This window comes from Dehalococcoidia bacterium (assembly GCA_030648205.1).
Taxonomy (GTDB): domain Bacteria; phylum Chloroflexota; class Dehalococcoidia; order JAUSIH01; family JAUSIH01; genus JAUSIH01.
Genome location: JAUSIH010000109.1, coordinates 1 through 24774, shown reverse-complemented (window position 1 = coordinate 24774; position 24774 = coordinate 1). Strand labels below are relative to the sequence as shown.

General features: G+C 63.6%; 24 protein-coding genes and 1 pseudogene. 13 read left to right on the top strand and 12 right to left on the bottom strand.

The features are described 5' to 3' along the window. Nucleotide 1: 1 nt before the first annotated feature. The 11 genes and pseudogenes from Q7T26_12185 (at nt 2) to Q7T26_12135 (ending at nt 10350) form a co-directional block, all read left to right on the top strand. Nucleotides 2–1177: a carboxypeptidase-like regulatory domain-containing protein gene (locus Q7T26_12185; protein ID MDO8532898.1), complete on the top strand. Its 1176-nt coding sequence runs from the start codon at nt 2–4 to the stop codon at nt 1175–1177. Then, the gene (gene ccmA / locus Q7T26_12180; GenBank protein MDO8532897.1) at nt 1167–1892 is read left to right on the top strand and encodes a heme ABC exporter ATP-binding protein CcmA; all 726 of its coding nucleotides are present in this window, start codon (nt 1167–1169) and stop codon (nt 1890–1892) included. Before Q7T26_12185 ends, ccmA begins: the two co-directional genes overlap by 11 nt. After that, nucleotides 1889–2563 (top strand): heme exporter protein CcmB, encoded by a 675-nt coding sequence (locus Q7T26_12175; GenBank protein ID MDO8532896.1) that lies wholly within the window; start codon nt 1889–1891, stop codon nt 2561–2563. Before ccmA ends, Q7T26_12175 begins: the two co-directional genes overlap by 4 nt. Nucleotides 2564–2569: 6 nt before the next feature. Continuing rightward, complete coding sequence (gene ccsA, locus Q7T26_12170; protein ID MDO8532895.1) at nt 2570–3286, top strand: cytochrome c biogenesis protein CcsA; 717 nt, start codon at nt 2570–2572, stop codon at nt 3284–3286. A gap of 1 nt (nt 3287) precedes the next feature. Continuing rightward, the gene (locus tag Q7T26_12165) at nt 3288–3458 is read left to right on the top strand and encodes a CcmD family protein (protein MDO8532894.1); all 171 of its coding nucleotides are present in this window, start codon (nt 3288–3290) and stop codon (nt 3456–3458) included. A 99-nt stretch (nt 3459–3557) separates the two neighbouring features. After that, on the top strand, nt 3558–4715 hold the full coding sequence (locus tag Q7T26_12160; GenBank protein MDO8532893.1) for a MaoC family dehydratase N-terminal domain-containing protein: 1158 nt from the start codon (nt 3558–3560) through the stop codon (nt 4713–4715). A 320-nt stretch (nt 4716–5035) separates the two neighbouring features. Then, nucleotides 5036–6529 (top strand): ABC transporter substrate-binding protein, encoded by a 1494-nt coding sequence (locus tag Q7T26_12155; GenBank protein MDO8532892.1) that lies wholly within the window; start codon nt 5036–5038, stop codon nt 6527–6529. A gap of 79 nt (nt 6530–6608) precedes the next feature. Beyond that, the gene (locus Q7T26_12150; GenBank protein ID MDO8532891.1) at nt 6609–7052 is read left to right on the top strand and encodes a Zn-ribbon domain-containing OB-fold protein; all 444 of its coding nucleotides are present in this window, start codon (nt 6609–6611) and stop codon (nt 7050–7052) included. 19 nt (nt 7053–7071) lie between these two features. Continuing rightward, a complete protein-coding gene (locus Q7T26_12145) occupies nt 7072–8223 on the top strand; it encodes a thiolase family protein (GenBank protein MDO8532890.1) in 1152 nt (383 codons plus the stop codon). 99 nt (nt 8224–8322) lie between these two features. Then, nucleotides 8323–9630, top strand: a complete 1308-nt coding sequence (locus Q7T26_12140) for a hypothetical protein (protein ID MDO8532889.1) — start codon at nt 8323–8325, stop codon at nt 9628–9630. A 129-nt stretch (nt 9631–9759) separates the two neighbouring features. Then, nucleotides 9760–10350 (top strand): annotated as a pseudogene (locus Q7T26_12135) (DNA adenine methylase). A gap of 241 nt (nt 10351–10591) precedes the next feature. Here Q7T26_12135 and Q7T26_12130 read toward each other — a convergent pair. The 4 genes from Q7T26_12130 to Q7T26_12115 are packed head-to-tail and all read right to left on the bottom strand — an operon-like array spanning nt 10592 to nt 13794. Next, nucleotides 10592–11458, bottom strand: a complete 867-nt coding sequence (locus Q7T26_12130) for a metal ABC transporter permease (protein MDO8532888.1) — start codon at nt 11456–11458, stop codon at nt 10592–10594. Between the two features lie 7 nt (nt 11459–11465). Then, a complete protein-coding gene (locus Q7T26_12125) occupies nt 11466–12314 on the bottom strand; it encodes a metal ABC transporter ATP-binding protein (protein MDO8532887.1) in 849 nt (282 codons plus the stop codon). 9 nt (nt 12315–12323) lie between these two features. Continuing rightward, the gene (locus Q7T26_12120) at nt 12324–13340 is read right to left on the bottom strand and encodes a metal ABC transporter substrate-binding protein (GenBank protein MDO8532886.1); all 1017 of its coding nucleotides are present in this window, start codon (nt 13338–13340) and stop codon (nt 12324–12326) included. 1 nt (nt 13341) lies between these two features. Then, the gene (locus Q7T26_12115; protein ID MDO8532885.1) at nt 13342–13794 is read right to left on the bottom strand and encodes a Fur family transcriptional regulator; all 453 of its coding nucleotides are present in this window, start codon (nt 13792–13794) and stop codon (nt 13342–13344) included. A gap of 232 nt (nt 13795–14026) precedes the next feature. On the opposite strand from Q7T26_12115, the gene Q7T26_12110 reads away from it, so the two are divergent. Both Q7T26_12110 and Q7T26_12105 read left to right on the top strand, forming a co-directional pair. After that, nucleotides 14027–16570 (top strand): hypothetical protein, encoded by a 2544-nt coding sequence (locus tag Q7T26_12110; GenBank protein MDO8532884.1) that lies wholly within the window; start codon nt 14027–14029, stop codon nt 16568–16570. A gap of 15 nt (nt 16571–16585) precedes the next feature. After that, entirely contained in the window at nt 16586–17356 is a 771-nt protein-coding gene (locus tag Q7T26_12105; GenBank protein MDO8532883.1) for a hypothetical protein, read from the top strand. A gap of 161 nt (nt 17357–17517) precedes the next feature. Here the strand turns inward: Q7T26_12105 and Q7T26_12100 are convergent, their stop codons facing one another. The 8 genes from Q7T26_12100 to Q7T26_12065 all read right to left on the bottom strand — a co-directional run. Then, entirely contained in the window at nt 17518–18690 is a 1173-nt protein-coding gene (locus Q7T26_12100; GenBank protein MDO8532882.1) for a CaiB/BaiF CoA-transferase family protein, read from the bottom strand. A gap of 108 nt (nt 18691–18798) precedes the next feature. Then, nucleotides 18799–19209: a Zn-ribbon domain-containing OB-fold protein gene (locus Q7T26_12095; protein MDO8532881.1), complete on the bottom strand. Its 411-nt coding sequence runs from the start codon at nt 19207–19209 to the stop codon at nt 18799–18801. A gap of 16 nt (nt 19210–19225) precedes the next feature. Further along, the gene (locus Q7T26_12090; protein ID MDO8532880.1) at nt 19226–20386 is read right to left on the bottom strand and encodes a lipid-transfer protein; all 1161 of its coding nucleotides are present in this window, start codon (nt 20384–20386) and stop codon (nt 19226–19228) included. 203 nt (nt 20387–20589) lie between these two features. Next, nucleotides 20590–21636 carry a hypothetical protein gene (locus Q7T26_12085; protein MDO8532879.1) on the bottom strand — a complete coding sequence of 349 codons (1047 nt, stop codon included), beginning with the start codon at nt 21634–21636 and terminating at the stop codon, nt 20590–20592. A gap of 66 nt (nt 21637–21702) precedes the next feature. After that, a complete protein-coding gene (locus Q7T26_12080; GenBank protein MDO8532878.1) occupies nt 21703–21930 on the bottom strand; it encodes a hypothetical protein in 228 nt (75 codons plus the stop codon). Between the two features lie 39 nt (nt 21931–21969). After that, nucleotides 21970–22278, bottom strand: coding sequence for a hypothetical protein (locus Q7T26_12075; protein ID MDO8532877.1), 309 nt, complete (start codon nt 22276–22278; stop codon nt 21970–21972). Between the two features lie 301 nt (nt 22279–22579). Further along, nucleotides 22580–22717 carry a hypothetical protein gene (locus Q7T26_12070; protein MDO8532876.1) on the bottom strand — a complete coding sequence of 46 codons (138 nt, stop codon included), beginning with the start codon at nt 22715–22717 and terminating at the stop codon, nt 22580–22582. A gap of 206 nt (nt 22718–22923) precedes the next feature. After that, on the bottom strand, nt 22924–24774 hold a 1851-nt coding region (locus Q7T26_12065), incomplete at its 5' end, for a hypothetical protein (protein ID MDO8532875.1).

Genomic DNA, 24774 nt, shown 5'->3' with positions numbered 1-24774 from the left:
CGTGCCGCGCGTGTGGACCGCCGCCCTCGCTATAGCTCTGGCCGTTGCCCTGCTCGCGCCTGCTGGCGTGGCCCTGGCCGCCGACCCCCCGCAAGGCGGGGCGGTCGAGGGCACGATCACGAACGGCACCGCCGACGGCAAAAGCATCGCCGGACTGGCCGTCACCCTCTCCGTCCTTCAAAACGGCGCGGAGAAGGAGACGCGGCAGGCGAAGGCCGACTCCCAGGGCCGGTACCGCTTCGAGGGCCTCACCCGCGACCCGGCTCTCTCCTACCAGACCAGGGCGGTGTTCGAAGGCATCACCTACAGCACCGACCCCAAGACGTTCCCCGCCGAGTCCGGCACGCTTCCGCTCAACTTGACCGTCTACGAGACCACCGATAGTCCGGCGGCGCTCCAGGTGAGCAGCCTGGGCATCCTGGTTACAGTTTCGGACGGACTGCTCACCCTTCTGGAACACTACGAGGTCACAAACTCAGGGAACCGCACCTATATCGGCACAGAGTCCAGTGAGTTGCGGCAACAGACCACGCTGAGCTTCGTCCTGCCCAACAACTCCGGAGCCCCGGACCTGATGCAGGGGTTTGATAAGAACAAGGCGTTCATCACGCGGAAAGCCATCTTCGACACGCAGCCAGTGCCGCCGGGGACGAAGGAGATGATGTTCGCCTACCACGTGGGCTACACAAATGCAACCTACACCGTCAGGCGACCCCTGCTCTACCCGGTCAAGCGCGTGGAACTGCTGTTTCGCTCCGAAGACCTGGGGCTGGCGTCGCGGCGATTATCGAAGGAGCCACTGGCCACGATTGGCGGCCAGCGGTACCAGCGTCTCGTTGGTTTCGACCTGGTGCGCGGCGAGGTCATTGATATCACATTGAGCGGCCTGCCGGTCCCGCGCGAGCAGGAGTACATCCGCATCGGGGGCATTGGCCTGGCGGTGGCCGGCCTCGGCTTCGCCGTCGCGTACGGGTTGAGGCGTCGCCCGCTGAGGCCAGAGGAAGAGGGGGAGCGCGAGCGGTACTTGCGCGAGATAGCCGCGCTGGACGACCAGCACACCGAAGGACGCATCTCCGACGAGGAGTACACTCCTCGTCGCGCCGCGTGCAAAGCACGTCTCCTGGAGATAGCCGGGAGCGCCACGGCGGCCCGGACGGAGGCCCCCCGTGGACCATAGCGGCCCGCCGACGGTGGAGGTCCGCAAGCTCTCCAAGGACTTCGGCGGCCGCCGAGCTTTGCGGGGCGTGGAGCTGCGCGCTCAGGAGGGGGAGTCCCTCGCTATTTTCGGGCCGAACGGGTCCGGCAAGACGACCCTTATCAAGATACTGGCCACCATCCTCAGGCCCACCGGCGGCTCCGTGTCCGTGGCGGGGCTGTCCCTTCCGCAGGAGGCGCTGGAGGTGCGGCGGCGCATCGGCGTTGTCACCCATCAGAACTATCTGTACGACGAGCTGACCTGCCACGAGAACCTGACCTTCTACGGGCGCATGTACCGCGTCCCGGACATTCCGGAGCGCATCCGCACCGTCATCGCGCAGGTGGGCCTGGAGGCGCGCCTCCACGACCGCGTGCGCACCCTCTCGAACGGCATGCAGCGGCGCCTGGCCATCGCCCGCGCCGTGCTGCACAACCCATCGGTGCTGCTGCTGGACGAGCCTGAGGTGGGACTGGACGAGCACGCCGTCAACCTTCTGGAAGACCTGCTGGCCCGGCTGAACGACGGCCGGCGCACGGTCATCATGTCCACCCACAATCTGGAGCGCGGCCTCCGCATGAGCGACCGGGTGGCGATCCTCGTGGACGGACGTATCGCTTATCAGGCGACGCGAGGCGCGCTGGACGTGGAGCGCTTGCGCGGGACATACGCCCAGCTTGCCGGAGCGCGCGTGTGAAGGACTATCTAGCGGGCGTAACGACCATTCTGTGGAAAGATGTCCTGACCGAGCTGAGGACCAAGGACATCCTGCTTTCGGTGTTCATCTTCGCCCTCCTGTCGCTGGTCATCTTCAGCTTCGCGCTGCGCGCGGACCGGGCGACGGTGGCCGGCATCGCGCCGGGTGTGCTGTGGGCGGCCTTCTCCTTTTCGGGCATTCTGGCGCTGAACCGCGCCTTCGCCACCGAGCGGGAAAAAGGCTCACTGGAGGGCCTGGTGATCACGCCGGTCTCGCGAGATGCCATCTACTTCGGCAAGATGCTGGGCGTCCTTATCTTCATGCTGGCCGCGGAGATTGTGCTGCTGCCCGTCTTCGTCGTGCTGTTCAACGTGCCGCTGGACCTGCCGCGGCTCCTGCCGATCATCTTCCTCGCGACGCTTGGGTTCGCGTCCGTCGGCACCGTGTTCTCCGCCATCGCCGTCAACACCCGGTCGCGGGAGATCATGCTACCCGTGCTGTTCCTGCCTGTGGTGGTGCCCGTGGTCATCAGCGCCGTGGAGGCCTCCGCGCGGGTCATGGCGGGCGAACCGTGGAGCAACGTGAGCGTGTGGCTGCAGGTGCTGGTCGCCTTCGACGTCATCTTTGTTGTAGTATCTTCTCTGGTGTTTGAGTACGTGCTGGAGGAGTAGCGCGCCATGACACAAGACACGCTTCTGGGCCGGACGACGCTTCTGAGCCGTCTGTTCCTGGCCCTTGCCTTCATAGGCATTCTGGTCAGCCTGGCCCTGGTTTTTCTGTGGGTGCCCAACGAACGCCAGCAGGGAGTGGTATACCGCATCTTCTTCTTCCACGTGCCCGCCGGGCTGCTCTCCTTCGTGGCCTTCGCCATCGTCTTCGTGGCGAGCATCGGGTACCTCTGGAAAGGCAATCGCATGTGGGACATGGTGGCCCACTCGGCCGCGGAGTTGGGCGTTGTTTTCGCCACCCTGAGCCTGACGACCGGCTCCATCTGGGCGCGCCCTATCTGGGGCGTGTGGTGGACGTGGGACCCGCGCCTCACGACCATGCTCATCCTGTGGCTGATCTACGTGGGCTACCTGATGCTGCGGGCCTACGGCACGGAGGACACGCGCGTATCGCGCTTCGCCTCCGTGGTCGGCATCATCGGTTTCGTGGACGTGCCCATCGTGTTCTTCTCCGTCCGCTGGTGGCGGACGCAGCACCCGCAGCCGCTGCTGAAGCCCGGCGACGAGTTCGGGCTGACGCCGGAGATGACGATGACGTTCCTCATCGCCTTCGCGGCGCTCAGCTTCTTGTTCGGCCACCTCCTGCTGGAGCGGCTCGCCATGCGGCGCATGTCCGCCGATGTACAGGAAATGCGGCAGGCCCTGTCTGCCGAGAAAGGCGTCTAGCATGAACGAAGCCCCAACGAATCCCCTGGTCTACCTCTTTGCCGCGTTTCTTGTCATATGGGTCGTGTTCTTCATCTACGCCATTTTCATGGCCCGTCGGCAGAGCATGCTGCGGTCCGAAATCGAGGCGCTGAAGAAGGAGCTGGTGGAGAGGGACCGGAAGGCGCGGTAGCGTCATGCGGCTGGATGCATCCCGTCCCCGGTGTCACCTTGTCACCCCCGCACAGGATGGTTATGATAGGGCCAATATCCAAGGGAAAGGAGCGCATACATGGCGCAGGGTCAGCATGCGGTCATCACCGAGCAGATGCTCCAGGATGTGCGGAAGCGCATCGGCGTGGAGTGGACGCCCAAGGACCCCTTTTACAACAGGCAGGCATCCTGTGACACCATCCGGCACTTCTGCGATGGCATCGGCGACGACAATCCCCTCTTCCGCGACGAGGCGTACGCGAAGAAGACGCGCTGGGGCAGAATCATCGCACCACCCAGCTTCTACTACAGCGTCTTTCTCGTAGGTCGCGGCGCCGGCCTGCCGGGCATTCACGGCTGGTTCTCCGGCGGCGACTGGGAGTTCTACCGGCCTCTGTTCCTTGATGAGTTCGTGACGCCTGTCGTCAAAATGACCGACATCACGGAGAAGAAGAGCACGCACGCGGGACGCATCTTCTTCCAGTATTCCCAGGTCACGTTCAAGACGTCCCCCGGCGAGGTCTCCGCCAAGGCCATCGGCTGGACGGCGCGCGCGGAGCGGCAGTCGGCGGGCGAGCACGGGCGGGAGAAGCACAAGGCCATCAAGCCCGCCACCTACACGCCGGAGGAGATGGACCGCATCGTCAAGGCCGCCGTAGTGGAGAAGCCCCGGGGCGCCACGCCGCGCTTCTGGGAGGACGTGCAGGTCGGCCAGGAGATGGAGCCTATCGTCAAGGGGCCGCTCAGCATACGCGACATGTACGCATGGCTTATGGGCGGCGGCTCCCCCTTCATGAAGGCGCACGGCATCTTCTACAAGTACGTCGCGCGCCACCCGGGCGCCGTCATGGTGGACTCCACTACGGGGCGGGTTGACGTGCCGGAGCTGGTGCACATGGAGCAGAGCCGCGCCAGCGAGATCGGCGTGGCGGGCGCGTACGACTACGGCCCCCAGCGCATGGCGTGGGTGGCCAATCTGGTCACCAACTGGATGGGCGACGACGCCTTCCTGTGGAAGCTGTACGCCGAGATACGGCGGTTCAACGTCGTCGGCGACACCAACTGGCTCAAGGGCAAGCTGACGCGCAAGTACGAGGAGAAGGGCATGCGGCTGGTGGACCTGGAGATATGGGCGGAGAACCAGCGCGGCGAGATCACCGCGCCGGGCCGCGCCACGGTCAGCCTGCCGTCGCGCCAGCATGGGCCCGCGGCGTTGCCCCCCAAGTACAAGGGATAGAGCCGTAACATTTGACGAGGGCTCAATAATCGTAGACAATCGCAGCAAGTCTGACAAACGCATGGAGGTGCAAAGTGCGTAGTTCTCGCTCACTTGTAACCCATAAAGGTCTCATGCTCGTATCGCTGGCTGGATGCGCCCTTTTGGTGCTCAGCGCATGCGCGCCAGTCGCACCCACCGCACCCGCGAGCCAGACTAGCGCGCCGCAGCCTGTTGCTGGCAGTCCGGCGCCGTCGCCGCAAGCCCGCGCGACTGAAGGGCAACCGGCCAAGTCAACCACGCCCTCAGCCCAGGCCTCTCAGCCCCGATACGGAGGCACATTGGCGATTGTATTGGCGGGAAACCCTGCGGACTTGGACGCGCAACAGGGGATCGGCATAGATAGTCACACAGTCACTGCCCCCGCCTATAACCGTCTTGTCCAATACGACACTGAAACAAGCTCGAAGGTCATTCCTGATCTCGCGGAGAGATGGGAAATGTCCCAGGACGGCAAGGAATACACGTTCTACCTGCGGCAGGGCGTGAAGTTTCACAACGGGGACTTGTTCACCGCGGATGATGCAGCATTCAATTTGGAGCGCCTGCTGAGTCCTCCCAAGGGCTTTCGCACCAAAGCCGCGCCGGTCCTGGGACCTGGGTTCGAAGGCGTCCAAATACGTGATGAGCGTACTGTTGTGCTCCGCCTGAAATTTCCCCTGGCTCCTACCCTTCCTGTCCTGGCTCTAGATTCAGCCATTATTTACCCAAAGCGCCTGGTGCAAGCAAAAGGCGATATGAAAACGGAGGTCGTAGGAACAGGGCCATTCAAGTTCAAGAGCTACACGCCAAGCGTGGGAGCAGACCTCGTTAAGAACCCGGACTACTTTATCAAAGGCCACCCCTATCTTGACGCGATCTCGCTGCGTATCATTCCCGATGCCTCGACCCGGCTCGCCGCGCTGCGCACGGGACAGGTGCATATGGCAGCGCGCGGGTTTAGCACGCTGACTCCCTCGGAGGTGGCCCTGCTCAAAAGCAGCGTACCGGACATGCAGTTCTTTCCAGCGCCTTCTCCTCTCAGCCCCTTTTTCTTCATGAACATCCGTCGCCCTCCCTTCAGCGACATACGCGTGCGCAAAGCCATCAGTCTTGCTCTGGACCGGCAGGCTGCCATTAAAGTCATAGCGGAAGGTTACGGCGAGGTGGGAAAACTTGTCCTGTTCGGCGATTGGGGCGTTCCGGCCAAGGAGGTCTCGTCGTGGCCCGGATGGAGACAGCCGAAGGACCAGGACCTCGCCGAGGCAAAAAAGCTCCTTGCGGACGCTGGATATCCCGATGGGTTTGACCTCGATGTCCTATCTCGAACAAACCGCATCACGCAAACGGGCGCTATCTTCATGACAGGACAGCTCCAGCAGATGGGCATCAGAGCCAAAGTGAAGGTTCTGGAAGATGCCATTTTCTGGGAGACAGGAGGCAAGGCACAGCATCAGGCGATGGTTTACACCCCGGGATACAGCACGCCGGACCCGGGATCAGTTCTTGGCACATTCTACATCCCCAACGGGAGCCTCAACTTCTCGGGAAATGACAACGATCAGCGCATAAAGGAACTGAACAATGCTCAGATGTACGCGCTGACCGAAACGGAAAGACGGAAGGTCCTTCAGGAAGCCGAGGTTTACGTCCTTCGCGAGCAGTTGATCGGCATTCCTATCGTTTGGCCGTACAGCTTCATACCAGTGAACTCCCACGTCAAAGGCTTTATTCCGGGGATTAGCGACTACGTGCACAATGGCAACCTGTTGGAAGTCATGTGGCTTGCGCAATGAGAACCACCATCTTCCGGCGCTTCATATCAAGCTGCTCCAGGTCTATACCGGAGGCACTGTGGGACAAGGAGTAAAGCTCGTGGTTAGATCGTCCGCCCCCTCTGTATCTCGCGTCCCCATCCGTGAGGGGTTCTTCGACTCCCTCGACCAGCCGCTGAACAAGGTGCGGCTGGCCGGTTCCCGCTGCCGCGCGTGCGGCTACACCTTTTTCGGGCGCAGGACCGGCTGCGAGAACTGCGGCAGCGACAACCTCAAGGACATGGCGTTCAGCAGGCGCGGCACCGTGTGGAGCTACACGGTGCTGCGCTACCATCCGCCCGGCGACTACAAAGGCCCGGAGCCGTACCAGCCCACGCCCGTCGCCGCCGTCGAACTGCCGGAGGAGGTGCGGGTGCTCGCGCCTCTGGCAGGCGTCGCGCCGGACAAGGTCAGAGTCGGCATGGCGGTCGAGCTTGTCGTGGAGCCGTACTACACGGACGCCAGCGGCAACGAGGTCATCGCGTACAAGTTCCGCCCGGTCTAACGAGCAAAGGAGAAGGGCCATGTCGTCACATGACGTCGTCATCGCGGGAGTCGGCATCCATCCCTTCGGCCGCTTCGACGGCAAGACTGCCGTGGACTTCGGGCGCGACGCGGTCACGCAGGCGCTGAAGGACGCAGGCATCGCGTACAAAGACGTGCAGGCGGCGTATTGCGCGTGCATGTACGCGTCCGCCACCACGGGGTCGCGCGTCCTCTACAACCTGGGCATGACCAGCATCCCCATCGCCGACGTCGAGGCGGCGTGCGCCAGCGGCGGCGTCGCCATCCGGCAGGCCTACATGGCCGTCGCGTCCGGCATGTACGACTGCGTGCTCGCCTTCGGCACCGAGAAGATGCCGAAGGGCTTCATGGACCCCAGCCAGATCTTCGACAAGTGGCAGATAGACATGGGCCTGACGCAGAACCCCGCCTACTGGGCGATGCTGGCGCGCAGGCACATGGAGGACCACGGCACGACGCCCATTCAGCTCGCCAAGGTCTCCGTCAAGAACCACAAGAACGCCATGAACAACCCGAATGCCATGTTCCACACCCCCTTCACCATCGAGGAGGTGCTGAACGCCAAGATGGTGTGCGACCCCTTCACCGTGTACATGCTCGCGGCCCCCAACGAGGGCGCCGCCGCCGCCGTGGTGTGCAGCAGGAAGTTCGCGAAGGAACACGGCGTCCGCAAGCCCGTGACCATCCTCTCCTCCGTGCACCGCACGACGATGCACCCGTGGTTCCGCGGCCCGGCGTATAGCTGGAGCACGCGGACGGACAACCCTCCCCTGACGGGCATCGCCGCGAAGGAAGCATACGAGCGCGCGGGCGTCGGCCCGACAGACCTGGACGTGCTGGAGGTGCAGGACACCGACTGCTTCTCCGAGATCATGTTCACGGAGCAGCTCGGCCTCTGCCCCATCGGCGAGGGCGGCAGGCTGGTGGACGAGGGCGTGACGGAGATGACCGGCAGGACGCCCGTGAACACCACGGGCGGCATCCTGAGCTGCGGCGAGCCAGTGGGAGCGTCGCACCTGCGGCAAGTCCACGAGCTTGTGCTGCAGCTTCGCGGCGACGCCGGCCCGCGACAGGTCAAGAGCGCGAAGGTGGCGCTCGGCCACGTCTTCGGCGCGGGCGGCAACTGCGCGATTACCATTCTGAAGCGATAGGCGGCACAGCCGCACTGGCCCGGAGGGACACATATACTTAACAGACTAGGTATGCTATAGTCCTGGCAGTCTCCAAGCCTCTACACGGAGGTGCCAAGTATGCCAGAAACAATCCCGATCCGCGTCGCCGACTTACTTGTCGATGAAGAGAATCCCCGCCTCACGCAGCCGAACAAAGGGCAACGCGAGACCCTTCGTGCGCTGGCTAGCTACCAAGGGCGAAAGTTGCAAAAGCTGGCCGAGGACATCCTCACCAACCGCCTTGACCCCAGTGAACTTACGATGGTCATGCCCGCAGGGGGCGACAAGGACAAGGGCCGGTACATCGTTCTTGATGGCAACCGGCGACTAACCGTGCTCAAGGCGCTGGAGAATCCCGAGTTACTTGTGGATGCCGTTCCTGCGAGCGTGGTCACTGCCATACGGAAACTGAGCCAATTGTACCAGCAGGCTCCGCTAGACTCGATTCCATGCGTGGTTTTCAAGGGCCGACCCGAAGCTGACCACTGGATAGAGCTGCGGCATGCGGGAGAACGTGAAGGCGCAGGGCTTTTGCGTTGGGGTACAGAAGAGAGAGGCCGCTTCAACGCTCGGCGCGGCGGACGATTGGATATACGCATTCAGGCGTTGGACTTTTTGGAGAAGCGCGGAGACATCACGCCTGAATTCCGCCGTCTCATCCCCACGACCACGTATAAACGCCTGCTTGATGACACAGCAGTGCAAGCTAAGGTTGGCATCGGCTTTGAGGATGGGAAGCTTGTCCTCCTGCGGAGCGATGAGCAAGTTGCCAAGGTGTTGCTCCATATCGCCAAAGATATTGAGTCCCACGGCACAAAGGTTACTCAGGTCTACTACAAGCCGCAACGAGTCGCCTATGCCAATGGGTTGCCGAAAGACATTGTTGTTGCCAAGGCCGCGGACGCTAACACGGCCCAAGCAGGAACTCAGAAGCCCGCCGTCGCGAGAAAAATCAAGCCGCGCGACAACTTGATTCCCTATGATTGTGTCCTTAACGTCACCGATCCACGGATTCAGGAGATTGAAACCGAACTGCGACGACTGAGCCTCGAAAACTATCCAAACGCCATCAGCGTCTTGTTCAGGGTGTTTTTCGAACTGAGCGCAGATAGTTACATCGACCGAGCTGGCATCACGATGCCAGACAAAGCCCAATTCGGGACCAAGGTGCAGGGTGTTACGAGCGACCTAGTCGCCCACAAAAAGCTTATAAAGCAGCAAGCGAAGCCGGTCAACAAAGCCTGCCAGAAGAACAGTTACCTTGGGCCATCGATCACCTTGATGCACGACTACATTCACAATCAGTACATGTTTCCCGCCCCATCAGACTTGCGCGCCGATTGGAATAGCCTGCAACCGTGGTTCGCGGCTGTCTGGTCTCTGTAGTTCAGAGGTATGGCCAGCCGCTTGGGTTTGTATTAGAATTGGGACATGCCGTTCTACACACCTTTACGTTACCCAGGCGGTAAGCGCCGACTGGCGGCCTTCGTGATGCGTCTCCTCGAAGAAAACAAGATGCGAGACGTGCAGTATGCCGAGCCTTACGCGGGCGGTGCTTCACTGGCTCTTGCCCTACTGCTAGAGGAGTATGCCTCGACCATCCACATCAACGATCTGAGCCGCCCGGTGTATGCGTTCTGGCACTCGGTTCTCAATAACACACGGGAGCTGTGCCTGAGGATTGAGCACACGGAAGTCACTATGGAGGAGTGGCATCGGCAGCGGGCTGTCTATGACAAGCGAGAGTCCGCCGACCTCATGGAACTTGGATTCGCAACCTTCTTCTTGAACCGCACCAATCGCTCTGGAATCATCTCAGGTGGTGTGATAGGCGGCAAACACCAAACTGGAGCTTGGCCAATCGACGCTAGATTTACCAAAGCCGAACTTATCCAGCGCATCCAAAGGATCGGAAGGTACAAGAACCGAATCAGACTTTATCAACAGGACGCCCTTGATTTCACAAATCGGGTGCTTCCACAATTGGGCCCGAACACCTTCGTGTTTTTTGACCCACCGTACATTGAGAAGGGTGAAGCCCTTTATCTCAACGACTACAACATCGATGACCATCGCCAACTAGCCGAACGTGTCGTACATCTCGAACAGCCCTGGATAGTTACTTATGATTATGAGGCTGCGGTTCGACACAATCTGTATCAGTCGCAGCGACGTTTGGTGTATCGGCTTCCATACAGTGCCCAGGCACGATACGGAGGCGAGGAAGTGATGTTCCTCTCGGAGCGTCTAAAGCTTCCGCGTGATTGGCGCCCCACTGCCACTGTCCTGATGTCAGGGTCTCGCAGCGAGTATCCGCTGTACGGCACGATACAAGCAATCAAAAAGCCTACGCCGTCGGCGCGGAGTGCTCGCGGGACGGCCGGCGCTCCGACACGTCGGAGGGCCGCCGACCGCGCCGCAGGCTCGTCAGCGCGAGCACCACGACGAACAGCGCCGCCGCGACGAGCACGACGCTCGCGCCGGACGACACGTCCAGGTAGTAGCTCAGGTAGATGCCAACCAGCCCGCACGCCGCGCCCAGCGCCGTCGAGAGCGCGACCATGCTCCTGAAGCTGTCGGTGAGCAGCCGCGCAACGACGGGCGGGATGACGATGGCCGCCGCGATGAGCGTCACGCCCAGCACCTGCATGGACACGACAATCGTCGCCGCCAGCACCAGCGAGAACAGGGTGTCCACCCAGCCAGTGGGCAGCCCGTAGAAGCGCGCCACCTCGGAATCGAACGTGTTGAACAGGAAGTACTTGTAGCCCACGAAGAACACCACGCCTACCGCGATCGTCACGCCGATGATCGCCGCCATGTCGCCCTGCGTGACTCCCAGGATGTTGCCGAAGAGCGCCGCGTCGAAGTTGCGCGTGAAGGTCTTGTACCGGCTGATGAGCGCGACGCCGAGCGCGAAGCTCGCGGTGGTGACGATGCCGATGGCCGCGTCCGCGCCTATCTTCTGCTTGCGCGTGGTCAGCGTGATGAGCACCGCCGAGAGGAAGCCCCAGACGCTCGCGCCTATGTAGAAGTTCAGCGCCATGACGTAGCTCACCACCGCGCCGCCGAACACGGCGTGCGACAGCCCGTGGCCTATGTACGCCATGCGGCGCAGGACGATGTACACGCCCAGCAGGCCGCACAGCCCGCCCACCAGCGTGGCGGCCACCAGCCCGCGCACGAAGAACTCATAGTGAAAAGGCTCGAACACTCCCGCCCTACCTCTCGCCGTCCGCGCCCTCGCCGACGCCCCGCCGCTCCCGCCGCCCGTAGTGGTGCGGCGTCTCGGCGACCATTGTCATCCCCTCATACTGCGTCACGTGCATCTCAGCCCCGTAGGTGGCCTGCAGAGTCGCCGACGTGAACACCTCGGCGGGCGGGCCTTCCGCCACGATGCGCCCGTTCAGGCACACCACCCACGGCAGATGGGCCGCCACGGCGTTGATTTCGTGCGTGGTCATGAGGATGGTCACGCCCTGGTGATTCAGATCGTGCAGCAGGTGCAGGACGTCGTCGCGCGTCTTGATGTCCACTCCCGCGGTCGGCTCGTCCAGGAGCAGCAGACGCGGGCTGCTGGCCAGCGCCCGTGCGAGGAAGACGCGCTGCTGCTGGCCGCCGGAAAGCTTCCGGATGTGCCGTCCCGCCAGGCCCAGAATGCCCAGCCGGTCCATCATCTCCCGCGCAATCTCCCGGTCCTCGTGACGGAACCAGGGCAGCAACGGGTTGTCGGCGGTGCGCCCCATCATCACCACCTCTTCCACCGTCGCCGGGAAGTTCCAGTCAATCGTCTCCAGTTGGGGCACGTAGCCCGTCCGGGGCCTGCGCCGCCGCACGGAGACGCCGTCCACCAGCACGTCGCCCTCGTAGATGTCCACGGCCCCCAGAATAGTGCGCAGGAGAGTCGTCTTGCCGGAGCCGCTCGGCCCGAGCAGCCCGACGAAGTCGCCCGGCAAGATGCTTAGACTTATGTCGCGCAGTACGGACTGGCCGCCATAGCCCGCGGTCAGCGACCTCAGCTCGACGACAGGGCTTTGCGGGGTACGCTCGTGAGGAATGGGGTGAAGCACTGGACTCTCCTACCGGATATAGACCGCGCCGCTCGGCCCTTCAAAGACGGGAGCGGGGTCAAAGCCCTTGAGCGCGTCAACGTTCCCACCAAGCGCGGAGACCATGCTATTCATGTTCTCCAGCATCAACCCGAAGTACGTGTGAAAGGGTTCCCCTGGCTTGCCCGGCAGCTCGTCGTCCCGCAGCTTGTCCACGAACGTGGCGCCGCCCTCGCGCGCTATCTGCTCCAGCACCTTGCTGGGGTACACATCCGACCCGAACACGGCGGGCACCTTCTCCCGCTTGATCTGGTCAATGAGTTGGGCGACCTCCCGTGCGGACGGCTCCTTGAAGTCCGATGGCTGGACAGCTCCGATGACCTCCATGCCGTAGCGTTTGGCGAAATAGGCCCACGAGTCGTGGTAGGTCAGCAGCTTGCGCTGGCCCGCCGGGATTGTCTGAATGACCGCCTTGATGCCCGCGTCGAGTCGCATGGTCTTGTCCCGGAACCGGGACAGGTTCGCGGCGTAGTAGTCCGCGTTCGCCGCGTCCATCTTGGCGAGCTGCTGCTCGACTAACTCGGCGTACCGCAGAGCGTACATCGGATTGATCCAGAGATGCGGGTTGGGGTGTCCTTCGGACTCCGGGAAGCTGAAGTCGAATATCCAGTCGGCGCGAGTGATGGTGCTTTCGCCCAGCATCAGAATGACCGCGTCCGCTTTCTTGTTGGCCTTCGCCATCTGGAGCGTGGGGTCCTCCAGAGACAGGCCGTTCACGATGATGAGGTCCGCACCGGACATCACGCGCGCCACGGACGGAGCAGGCTCGAACGTATGCGAGTCGTTGCCCTCCGGTATGACGCCGATCAGCGCTATGCGCGACCCGCCGATGTTCTCCGCGATGCTCGTGAGCGGCGCCACCGTCGTGACGACGTTGAGCTTGCGCGCCGCCGCCGGGCCTCCCGACGCGGCATGCTGAGCGGACGGAGCGCAGCCGACGAGCACCAGGGACAACGCTATAACAACGCCAATGGTGGCCCGCGACATTCTAGGTGGCCTTCCTTCCCACTCTCCGTTGCGTCCGCGCGCAGCGGGCGCACACTCCGGTAATCGTGAAGTTGTCCAGGTCCGGCGTGAAGCCGAACTCCCCGACAAGCGCGGTACGGAATGCGTCAAGATAGCTGGGACTCAGGTCGAACGCGCCGCCGCAGGCGCGGCACACCATGTGATGGTGTCTGCCCTGGGGGTCGGTCAGCTCAAAGCAGAGGCGGTCGCCCATCGCCACCTCCGTGACCACGCCCAGACCCTTGAACAGATGCAACGTCCTATACACCGTGGCCGTGTCCATGTACGGGTAGGACTTCTTAGAACGACCCAGCACCTCGCGCACGTCCAGGTGGCCGTCCGCCTCGCCCAGCACCGAGAGGATGATGAGGCGCTGCGGAGTTAGACGACACCGCTTATCCCTCAGCGCCTTGATAGCCTGATCACGCCTATCCATGCGACCTCACGTTGCTGCAAACACTTGCAACTTCTATTATTATTAGCAAACGTAAGCGGCCTGTCAAGCTGCACCTGCCGTCTGGATGGGACGACATCGCGGTGATAGCTCCGCATGCAATGGTGTTTGACAGGGCGGCGGAATCCGCCTAGCCTTAAATCAGGCCCGCGCGATCAGACACGATCGGCCTCCCTCCCTGGCGCCACGCCCGGCGTGGACACTAAGGAGAACGATGAGATTGCGTGCCTCGCTTCTGACCCTGCTCACCATTCTGGTGGTGGCCGCCCTGTCGCTCCCCATCGCCGACGGGTGGGCGCCCTCGGTCAGCGCGCAACAGCCGCCGATCACGCCGGTCATCCCCACGCCGCGCATTCCCATCCTTCCCACCCCACACCCGCCCGTCCCCATTCCTAAGGGCATCGGCGTTGACATCCCCGCCGTAGCGCGCAAGGCTGTCCCGGACAAAGACTTCGTGGAGGTGTTCTGCCTCACATCCCGCTGGCAACTCGAACGGTTCAGCGCCTCCATGGACGTCACAGGTGAGGCCATGACGGAGTTGAAAGCGAAGGTCGGCAGCATCGGCGTACAGCTCACCGTGCCGGACACCGCCGCGCTGAAGACAGAGGGCAAGGCCAAAGTGGACGCCATCTGCGCCGCCGCCACGCTGGAGGCCGCGCAGAGCGCCCTGACCGATTTCCTGGGCTTCGGGAACAGCGTACAGGACCGCTTCCAAGGCATGGTCCGCGAACTGAACGCCAAGTTCCAAGAATTCGGCGTGCGCGTCCAGGCCAAGGTGGAAGCGGACGCCCGCGCGTACGGCGACCAGGAGAAAACGCGCCTGCAACAGGAAATCCAGGACTCGGTCAACACTATTGTAAAGCAAGCGTTATCCAATATCGGCCCGACATCCGACCCGAAGGCTATCCAGAAGAACATCGAAAACCAGATCAACGTCATAGTGCAGGGCAAAGTCCAGGACCTGAGCAAACGCATTGAAGCCCGCGTCCTGGCCATCGTGGAGCAGGAGATCAAGCCCATCCGCGAGATCGAGACTCTGATGATCAACGCCGGCGCGCGCATAGAGAAGGTAATGACCACAGACACGCCGCAGGGCGCGGCCTTCAAGCGTCAGGCCATCACCAAGCGCAAGGAGATGCTGGCACGCATCGCGGACGCCAACATGGCCCAGGCCAAAGAGCAGTTGGAAAAGGCGCGCGCCGACCTGGACGCCGCCAAGAAACTCGACCCCTCCGTCAAATCGGTGGACGAGATCCTGGCCGAAATCACGCGCGACCGGGCGACGATGGAGCAGAAGATTGACGCCGTCCTGAACGCGGACGCCCTGGCGGTGGACGCGGACGTCCGTGTGCAGGCCGCCATAAATGAGTTCGTGAACAAGTGGGCCGCCATGGCGAGCAACGCCGACAAGCAGCGGATGAGCGCTGTCCGGCTCCGCGAAATGGCGAGACCGCAACTGGTCACCGCCAGAGCGCAAATCGCGCAGGGCGTGCAAGGCCTCGACCAGGTAATGGAACAGCTCAACCGCCTGCGCCAGACACCCGGACAGGGCGGCCCCGTTCCGGCTCCGGGCGGCGTGGTCCCCGCGCCCGTGTCCACGGGCGACCTGACGCCGCTCCGCGAACGGATGAGCGCCCTCATCACGCGCATTGACGCGGCGATTGCCGCGCTGGACAAGGCCACAGCGGACACGCCCGTTCAGCCAATCATGGATATGCTCAGCGCCATCCAGCGTGAGCAGGAGGCGCTGCAACAACTGGTGGCGGGCCTGAAGGCGAAGGACGCGGGCAAGGAAAGCATCCTTATCCAGGCTGAGGACGAGGTCGCCGCGTCCGTCGCGAAGCCGGGAACGAACTGGGACTCCACGGAGGAGATCAAGCCCTCCTGGCGCAAGGGCTGGACCGGCGCCGGTGACTGGTACCTCTCCCGCGGCGGCGACCGGCTGACGTACTCTTTCAAAATCCAGAACCCGGCTGCCTTCCAAGTCTGGGTGCGCGACTGGGATGACGGCAAGCACCCCGTCGGCTCAGGCGCCATAGACATGCTGTTCACCTGGAACGGCGGCTCGGCGGAGCTGCGCAACGCGCCGGAGAATTCCGTGCGCAACAGCCAGCACCAGTGGCATAAAGTGGGCCAGGTGACGCTCAACGCGCAGCCCGGCGCCGCCATCTCCCTGAGCGTAGTGAAGAGCTCCTCAACATCCAAGGCGGCCGTACTGGACGCCTACTTCCTCACCTCCGACCCGAATCAAGCGCCGCCCGACGTACCGCCCCCTCCGGCGCCGAAGACCACGGAGAACTTTCTGATTCAGGCGGAGAATGAAGTGGACAAGACCCTGTACCCGCAGGGGACGACGTGGGACTCCACGAAGGAAAAGTCCCCCTCGTGGCGCAAGGGCTGGACCGGCACGGGCGACTGGTATCTCTCCCGGGCGGGCGAGAGTCTGGTGTACGAGTTCACGACAAAGGCGGACGGCGCGTTCAGCCTGTGGGTCCGCGACCTGGACGACGGCAAGCACCAGGCTGGCGCGCGCACGATCACGGTGGTCATTGACCAGTTCCAGACCGGCGGTCAGGTGCTTGGGGACTTCCCCGAAAACACGGTGCGCAACAACGAGTTCCAGTGGCACAAGGTGAAGGACGGTATTCAGCTCAAGGCGAGCAAGCACACCATGACCGTTTACAAGAAAACGACCACGTCGGCGGCGGCCACTCTGGATGCGTTCTTCCTGACCAGCGACCCCAACGTGCAGCCCTAGGATGACGGTGCGATCATGACGCGAATCCGGTCGGCTCGCAACATGGCGGCGATAGCGCTGGCTCTGGCGCTCACCGCCATTCTGGCCGCGTGCGGCGGCACGGCGCCAACGCCGCCTCAGCCCACCGCCACGCAGCCGCCTGCGCCGACGGCCACTACGGCTCCCGCCGCGACGCCGACTCCCGCACCCGTCGCCACGCAGGTCCCGCCGACGCGGGTCGTTCCGCCCGTGGTCGCGCCGACGCAAGCGTCGCCGACGCCCGCGCCGACCGCGACGCCAACGCGCACGCCACAGCCGTCGCCCACTCTGGTTCCCGCCGCCACGCCGACTCCCGCGCCGCCAGCCGCGCCGACTCCCAGTATCGTACAGTCCGCTCTTGACAATCTGACCATTTCGCAGATCACCACGCAGGACCAGCCTGTCCTGAGCGCTCTGGAGGGCCTGGACGTGGCGGATGTAACGCTGCTCAGTACCATGACCTCTGGCATCAAGTTGGACCTGAACATCCGCACCGACAGCCTGTTCGACCTCCAGACCCCCGCGATTCCGGATATCTCGGCCATATCGGCTATACCGCAGATTCCGTCAATCCCCGGCGTTCCGACCATGCCATCGGGTCCGCCGTCAGCGATTCCCACCATGCCGGCTATTCCATCGGGCATCCCCTCCGGCATTCCGTCCACTCCGGGCATCCCGACCTTCCCCTCGGGGGGCATTCCGCCGGGCGTCATCCCATCGTTCCCCGGAATCCCCACCATTCCAGCGTTTCCCGCGCCGCCGCAATAGAGCGTCTCCGTCACAACGCAGGGCTGAACGACCGTTGAGGGGACGGCTCTTACTCACGTTGTCAGCCAGCCTGCGCGCAAGGCCATGACCGCGTGCGTCGCCAGGCCACAGACGGGTAACCAGCAGGAAACCGTGGAAGGGAGCAGGCGCGGAGGTTGCCGCTATGCCCCGATGATGACCTTCCGCTCCCGGAGCCGCGCCATAGCGGCGTCGCTGAGGCCCAGGACGCCGCCCAGTATCTCGGCGTTGTGCTCGCCCAGACGCGGGATGCCCCGGATCTCGGTGGGCGTTTCGGACATCTTGATGATCATGCCGGGCATCAGCATGGTCTTGCCCTCTCCACCCACGGGCATCTCCACCATGGCGCCCCGCGCCTTAAGGTGCGGGTCGTGGAGCACATCCATGATGCTCCGCACCGGAGCGCAAGGGACGGCGTTGGCCTGGAGGGTTTCCACGACCACGTTGACTTGCTTGTCTTCCGCCCAGAGGCGGAACAGCTCGATGCGCTCTTCCGACTTGGGACTGGTCCACATGGGCGCCGTGAAGTCGGCGTCGCGGGCCAGGTCGTGAAAGCCCATCAGCTCGAGCAGCTTCTTCCACATGACGCCGCGGGCGGAGCCGGTGATGATCCAGCCGTCCACGCACTTGATGAAAGTGCCCCCGCGCAGGAATTCGTCCGTGCCGGTTGAATGGGCCATCGCCAGCGCGACCTCTTCGTAGCTGATGCCCGCGTCCAGCATGGCGACGTCAATGAACTGGCCCATGCCCGTCCTGTCCCGCCAGCGCAGCGCGGCCAGTACGCCTACCGCGCCATGCATGGCGGTGAGCCGGTCCATGATAGGCCCCTCCGCAAGGATGGGCTGGTCAAATGGCCGCCCTGTCTGGTGCGCGATGCCCGACATCGCCTGAATGATGGGGTCGTAAGAGCGCCATTCCCTGTAGGGCCCGTACTGGCCGAACCCGGAGACGGAGCAGACGATAAGGGTGGGGTTCAGCCGCCGCAAAACGTCCTGGGGAAACCCCATGATGTCCAGCGTGCCGGGCTTGAAGTTCTCCAGCAGAACGTCGGAGCAGCGCAGCAGGTCGGCAAGGAGCGCCTTGCCTTCCTTTGCGCGCAGGTCCACCGTGATGCTTTTCTTGCCCCGGTTGTAAGCGGCGAACTGGATGCTCTCACCATGGACGAATGGCCCTGTATGGCGCAGGTCTTCCCCCTCCAGCGGCTCGACCTTGATGACCTCCGCGCCCAGGTCAAGTAGCAGCAGCCCGCCCCGCGGCAGCGCCTGATACCGCGCCAGCTCGACGATGCGGACGCCTTCCAGGCATGTCTTCAGCATAGCCCCCACCCCCTGGCTAGATATATCGCACCGACAGTGCAGCGCCTTACGTGAATACACCCTTCGAGAAGCCGGACATAGGGAAGCCCCTTCCGCCAGGGCGGCTCCTTACGCCACCACCCGGAACTTGGGCAGGGCGACCTCCGCGCTCACATCCTCGAAGACAACCTCGACGGGCAGCCCTATGCGGAGATCGTGGGGAGCGCACCCGACGACGTTGCTGATCATGTGCACGCCCTCCTCCAACTCCACGTCAACAATCCCCCACGGCGTCTTCCCGCGTAGCGCGGGATGCACCGCCTGATGCGTCACCACGAAGCTATGGACCTTCCCGCGGCCACTGGACCTGACCCACTCCCGACGCGTTGAGCCGCACACGACGCACCCCGGCCGGGGCGGAAAGGTGTAGTTGCCGCAGTCCTGGCAGCGCTGAAGCAAAAGCTCTTGACGCTTAACCCCCTGCCAGAACTCCAGATTGTCCAGGGTCGGCGTCGGCAGGGGCAACTGAGGGTCAGGCATCACATCTCTCCCTGTGCTATCGGCGCAAGATAAGGCCGCCCAGGCCGCCCCCGCTCTCACACAACACCAGTTCGCAGTCCGGCACCTGGCAGGTGGAGACTCCCCGAAGCTGGCGCACAGCCTCGATGATGTGGTTCACCCCCTGCAGGTACACCTCGGACATGTTGCCGCCCGCCGTGTTCACCGGCACCTTGCTCCGCGGCCCTTCGATGTTGCCCGCCTCGACGAACGGACCACCCTCCCCCGGCTTGCAGAAGCCGTAGGCCTCCATTCCGAAGATGACGTTGGGGGTGAAGGGGTCGTACAACTGGACGCAGTCAATATCCGCGGGTGTCACGTCGGCCATGCGAAAGAGGCGCGGCGCCATGTAGCGGGATGGCGTTTCGGCCAGCTCGTAGGCGGACGTATCGCTGTACGTGTGGCGGGGCCTGCCGCCGCTCACCAGGTGCTGCGTGGCGGCCCTGATGTACACGGGCCGCTGCTTTCGGTCGCGCGACCGCTCGGCTGAGGTCACGACCACGGCGCACGCGGCATCCGTCTCCAGGCAGCAGTCCAGCAAATGGAGGGGGTCGTGCACGATGCGCGACGCCTGATGGTCCTCGATGGTGATGGGCTTGCCGTACATGACCGCGCGGGGGTTCATGCAGGCGTGCTTGCGCAGGGCCACCGCCACCGCGCCGAACTGGCGGCTCGTCGTGCCGTACTGCTGCATGTGCCGCCGGGCCGACAGGGCCGCCCACTGGCCGGGCACGAGCATTCCGTACGGCTCCCAGAAGGCGGCGTTTCCTCCGCCGCCGCGTGTTGTGGCGCCGCCGCCGTAGCGCTGCGCCGAGCGACCGTTGAGCGAGCGGTACACCACCACGTTGTCAGCCATCCCGCAGGCCACGGCCATGGCCGCGTGCGCTACCAGACCACAGGCGGCGGAGCCCAGCGGCCCCGCCATACCGAAGAAGCGGAGGCCCGTCAGGCCCAGCGACGCGGCAAGCTCCGCCTCGGTCACCCGGTCCACCTCAAAGCGGAGCATCCCGTCTATGTCGTTCAGCGCGAGGCCCGCGTCCGACACGGCGTTGCGCACCGCCTCCCCGGCGAGTGACAGCTCCGAGCGGCCTGAATCGCGGGAGTACGCGGTCTCGCCAATGCCCACGATGCAGGCCTTGTCCCGCATGAACTCAACCATCTGGCCAACCTTTCACAAAGCGCGTGGGATGGGGAGCGAGAAACACGGGCAACCTGAAATGAAGCCTCATCATAGCGGCGCTTACCACGCTCGTCAATGCGCGCCCTCCCCCGCCCCGCATGGCGGGGTCCGGCCGCCGGCGGTGTGCGGGCCAGTGGAGCCGACCTTGACCGGCGCTCATCGCGCGGCGCCTTGGCCCGCGTCTACTCCTCGATGCGCTTGGTGACGCTGCGTGTCAACGGGGGAATGCAGGCGCTCTGCTTGCCGGGGCCGCCCGCCACGATCACGATGATCTGGTTCTCATCCGGGCACAGCGGTATCATGTCGTGGTCGTCCAGGCTCTCGTACCAGGCGGGCCACGTACGGAAGGAGTACATGCCACCGGTCTTCAGCTTGTAGTGCGGCAGGCGCGCCTTGTTCCAGATGAACTTCTTCACGTCCTGTTTGCTGAAGCCGTCCTGGGCGCAGTTGGCGGCGTGCTCCGGGCCCAGCATGAGGACGGGGTCGGAGTTGTGCCGGAAGATAATATTCATGCCCAGGGTGCACATGGTGTCGGCGCAGACGCCCAGGACTCCCTTGCCGGTCGTGTTGTCGTGGTCGTTGATGTTGTGCGGGCCTTCCGTCAGCAGGACGGTGACGCAGCTATCCTCTTTCTTGAACCCATGCTCCACGTGCAGCGGCTCCCAGGGGCTGTTCTCCTCGTTCTCACCGATGCACATCGTGTACTTGCCCGGGTGGGCGTGCGTGTCCTTGTCCATCACCCCCGGCGTGCCGCCGCCGATGTTCAGCATGCACAGGCGAACGGCCCTGCCGATTGTGGCGTTGGCGCGCCAGCCGGGGCCAAACACCCCATAGCCGGAGTTGAGCTTGATGCGCTGGCGGACAGGCCCGTTCACGATGATCAGCGGCGCCTTCGGGTAGGTGGTGGCCTGATAGCCGTACAGATTGCAGCGCTCATGTAGAAGGGCCTCCAGGGCGGACAGGACCACAGGCATGTACTCAGGGCGACAGCCCGCCATGACGGCGTTGGCCGCTACTTTCTCCACCAGGACATCGCTGTTGGAGGGCGGTATCTGGCCTAGCGACTTGTCCGGCGCAAGCCGGGTCCCTCCCAGCATCTGCCGGACGCGCTCCTCCGTGGGCGGGATGATGGGCAGGCCGTCAGTCCAGCCGCGCTCCTCGTAGTAGTCGAAGATAGCCGACGCATCGTCGGGAAGGGGAATGCGCTCGGATGCAATTGTCTCCGTCATGAAGCCCTCCGCAGGCAAGAATCGCGAGGCGACAGGCGGCGAAGTCCCTGTCGTATAACGTCGGCGCTACGCCCTGGACTTGGGCGCCTGCTCCTGCGCCACCAGGGCGCTGAGCGCTTTGTCCACCATGGCCGCCGCCCGCTGGCGGATCACCTTCGGGTCAACGCCGCCGATGGGGTGCGGCGCCTCGACGACCGCCAGGTCAGGGATTCCCTGGTACCCTGCGTTGCGTCGCGCCAGGTCCACGAAGGGGGTGGACGCCACCAGGGCGGTAGGAACCCCACGCTTCTCCAACTCAATCGCGTCGTGGAGACTCCACGTGGTGCAGGAGCCTCAGTCGCCGGAGCCGGTGATGACCACGTCGCACTCGCGGGCCAGCTCGTCGAACAGCGCCTTGCCCGCCGACTGGCTCACGTACGCCTTCTTGCGCATCATGACCCGCGCTCCGGGGTAGCGCGCGGCGACGAGGCTCGCCATCTCCGTCATCAGGACATCGGCATTGGGCTTTGTGTTCCACAGGACGCCAATGGCCTTTCCCCTGAGGTCGGCCGGGCGGGCGGATACAGGCCGTGCTGTCTTCTTGACCACGCCCGTGGGATTCAAGCAGTAGATGGTGCGCGGAACGACTGTCTCAGGGGTCATGCTTCCTCCTTCGCCGAGTGCTCGCGGTTGCCACATGCGATCGAGCGCAGTCCCAACGGACGGCATTATGTCCGCCCGTTCACGCGGTGTCAAGTGTCCTTGCTACACGCCCCCGATGGATCGGGGCGCGACGATGTGCCAAGCAGGTGATGTCTCAGCTTGCCGGTGAGCGCACCGCCGGCTCACCCACAGACGCAAAAGAGGCGGGGCGCGGCGGCCCCGCCTCTTTTGTTCCCGCGGTACCGTCTATTGCACCCGCAGCTCGTACGTGTAGACCAAATTGCCTTGCATGCGCGTCTCGTTAAAGGTACCGCCGGGGGTCGGCAGCCCGCTCGCCTGCGACCCGAATACTGAGCGGCGGGCCGTCCACCCGCCCTCCCGGAACGGGGAACTCGTACGACATGGGTGCCGTGGGCGTGAACGCTGGATCGCCGGTCACACTCCCCCTGCGGCCCGCGCCCGCAGACGCGAAAGCACCTCTCACGGGTTCCGTCCCGAACATCATCTGGATACTCACGCTCCCGCTCGGAAACTCCACCCAGGTCTTTTGGTTGTACACGGACCCCGCGTCCTGAGTCGAAAGCGTCCCCTTGAACGTCTGGCCCACGGGCAGGCTGGTGGGCGGCTCCGTCCAGGTGAAGCGCCCTAAGGCCCCCAGGCCAGATCGACACCACCGTAGACAGAGAAATCTGCCTTGACCAGTTGCCTGGGCTCGCTGCCATTGGGCTTGAGCACCCACACGCCGCCATTGGCAGGGGCCTCTGCCCGCACGACCGCGATGTAGTTGGCATCCGGCGAATACGTCGCCGCACCGATCTTCCAGCCCTCCGGACTGACGCGCGCCGGCGCGCCGCCAGATGCCGGTATCGTCCATAAGGCTCCTTCGGATATGAACAGGATGTTCTTCCCGTCGGGCGACCATTTGGGTTTGCGCGCGTTGTTTGGGGCGCCCGCGATCTTGGTGACGGCACCCGGCCGCAGGCTCCTGAACCCTTGTTGTTCGGCCTGCTGACTCCATATCTCGTACTTGGGGTCAAACTGGTAGGCGCCCTTCATGACGTCGTCCACCAGATATAGGCCATTGCCGGAGATTCCCCCTATCACCAGGCGGTTGTCGGTGGGAGACCAGGCCGGATAGTTTCCCTCCCAAATGGCCCAGAAGGAAGTCTTGTCCTTAGACTTGTCCGGGGAATACTGGTACAGGTGCAAGTCGGTGGTGCGGCTTACCGCTAAGGTGAGGCTGTCCCTGGCCCAGGTCGGGTTGGTCAGTTGCTCTGGACCTTTGCCGGGGCGCACCTCGAAGACGCTTCGCAGCGATTTGTAGGCGGGGTCCTTGGCGTCGAAGATGGCAAGCTGCGGGTCTCCTGGGCCTCGCCCGGTCTCCGCCAGCATCCCTGCTGCCAGCTTGGTGCCGTCTGGGGAGATGGCCACGCCTTGAATAGCCCGCGGGCTTATCTGCCGGGATTTCCCATCGTTCGGGGTGATTAGATAGAGCCCGTGTGTCATCTCGGCCTCTTTTTGATAGGGATAGGCGCCCAGGTAGATGTTACCGGGCAGTCTAGCGATAGGTGGTTGGATGTCTCCGGTTTGATAACGGACCGTGACGTACCGGAAGTCCACGTATTCCCACTTCTCGTTGACCTTGCCGTAGATAGCAAACCCCAGTTTGTTCTCGCCGGGTACGAGGGTGAGCCGCGACGAGGCATCCGGATTGAGCTTTTGCCCATCGCGATAGACGACCTGCCCGAAACCGCCTTCGCGTGGGCCGACTCTCACTGGGTTGACGCTTATAACAGCACCGTCATTCAGAGGCTGCACCTTGCCGTCCTTGTCAACGTAGCCCAGGGTGTACTTCGGGAAGCGGTCGTTGCCGATGGCGCCGCTCTTGACCTCAGCCCAGCGGCGCGCGATGAGGCTCCAGTCCACGGTGAACGTCTTGGCGGCGTACTGGATGGTCTCATAGGCCGTGCCATTGCCCGCGTCGATCTCCTTTTTGTTCGCCCCCGAGTTGTACGGCTTGAACTTGCCGTTCACAAAGTCGATGCGCCGGTCGTTGTTGCCCGGATAGTTGGGGTCGGCGATGTATATCTGGTTGTCCTTGATACGGTAGCCAATCATGTCGTGCCCGCCGCCCTTGCTGGAAAAGAGGCCGACCTCCTGCGGCTCGCCGGTGAGCTGCATGGAGTAGGCGAACGCCTTGAAGGTCAACTCGTCATCCACGCCAGCCAGGTTTTCCTGGAGCTTGTTCGCGAAGCTGTCCCAATTAATGTCCTTCTGAATGACCGAGGCGAAACGATAGCCGTAGCTGTCGTCCTGCCATATCTCCGGCGTAGCGGGGGAGAGACGATTGTTGTCATAGCGGTCATACAGTTTCACTTCCTTGCCGTCCGGCTTGTTCACGTAGTACCAGAGGGCGGTGAGAGCCTGGCCGGCGCAGTGGCCGCCGGGCGCGATGTACGAGCCGCGATTGACGAACTGCCAGTCGTCAATGCCCGG

Bases quoted from the DNA above. Each gene is read 5' to 3' on its own strand.
- ccsA (MDO8532895.1), top strand. From the start codon at position 2,570: ATGACACAAGACACGCTTCTGGGCCGGACGACGCTTCTGAGCCGTCTG.
- Q7T26_12165 (MDO8532894.1), top strand. From the start codon at position 3,288: ATGAACGAAGCCCCAACGAATCCCCTGGTCTACCTCTTTGCCGCGTTT.
- Q7T26_12160 (MDO8532893.1), top strand. From the start codon at position 3,558: ATGGCGCAGGGTCAGCATGCGGTCATCACCGAGCAGATGCTCCAGGAT.
- Q7T26_12145 (MDO8532890.1), top strand. From the start codon at position 7,072: ATGTCGTCACATGACGTCGTCATCGCGGGAGTCGGCATCCATCCCTTC.
- Q7T26_12140 (MDO8532889.1), top strand. From the start codon at position 8,323: ATGCCAGAAACAATCCCGATCCGCGTCGCCGACTTACTTGTCGATGAA.
- Q7T26_12120 (MDO8532886.1), bottom strand. From the start codon at position 13,340: ATGTCGCGGGCCACCATTGGCGTTGTTATAGCGTTGTCCCTGGTGCTC.
- Q7T26_12115 (MDO8532885.1), bottom strand. From the start codon at position 13,794: ATGGATAGGCGTGATCAGGCTATCAAGGCGCTGAGGGATAAGCGGTGT.
- Q7T26_12110 (MDO8532884.1), top strand. From the start codon at position 14,027: ATGAGATTGCGTGCCTCGCTTCTGACCCTGCTCACCATTCTGGTGGTG.
- Q7T26_12105 (MDO8532883.1), top strand. From the start codon at position 16,586: ATGACGCGAATCCGGTCGGCTCGCAACATGGCGGCGATAGCGCTGGCT.
- Q7T26_12100 (MDO8532882.1), bottom strand. From the start codon at position 18,690: ATGCTGAAGACATGCCTGGAAGGCGTCCGCATCGTCGAGCTGGCGCGG.
- Q7T26_12095 (MDO8532881.1), bottom strand. From the start codon at position 19,209: ATGCCTGACCCTCAGTTGCCCCTGCCGACGCCGACCCTGGACAATCTG.
- Q7T26_12090 (MDO8532880.1), bottom strand. From the start codon at position 20,386: ATGGTTGAGTTCATGCGGGACAAGGCCTGCATCGTGGGCATTGGCGAG.
- Q7T26_12085 (MDO8532879.1), bottom strand. From the start codon at position 21,636: ATGACGGAGACAATTGCATCCGAGCGCATTCCCCTTCCCGACGATGCG.
- Q7T26_12075 (MDO8532877.1), bottom strand. From the start codon at position 22,278: ATGACCCCTGAGACAGTCGTTCCGCGCACCATCTACTGCTTGAATCCC.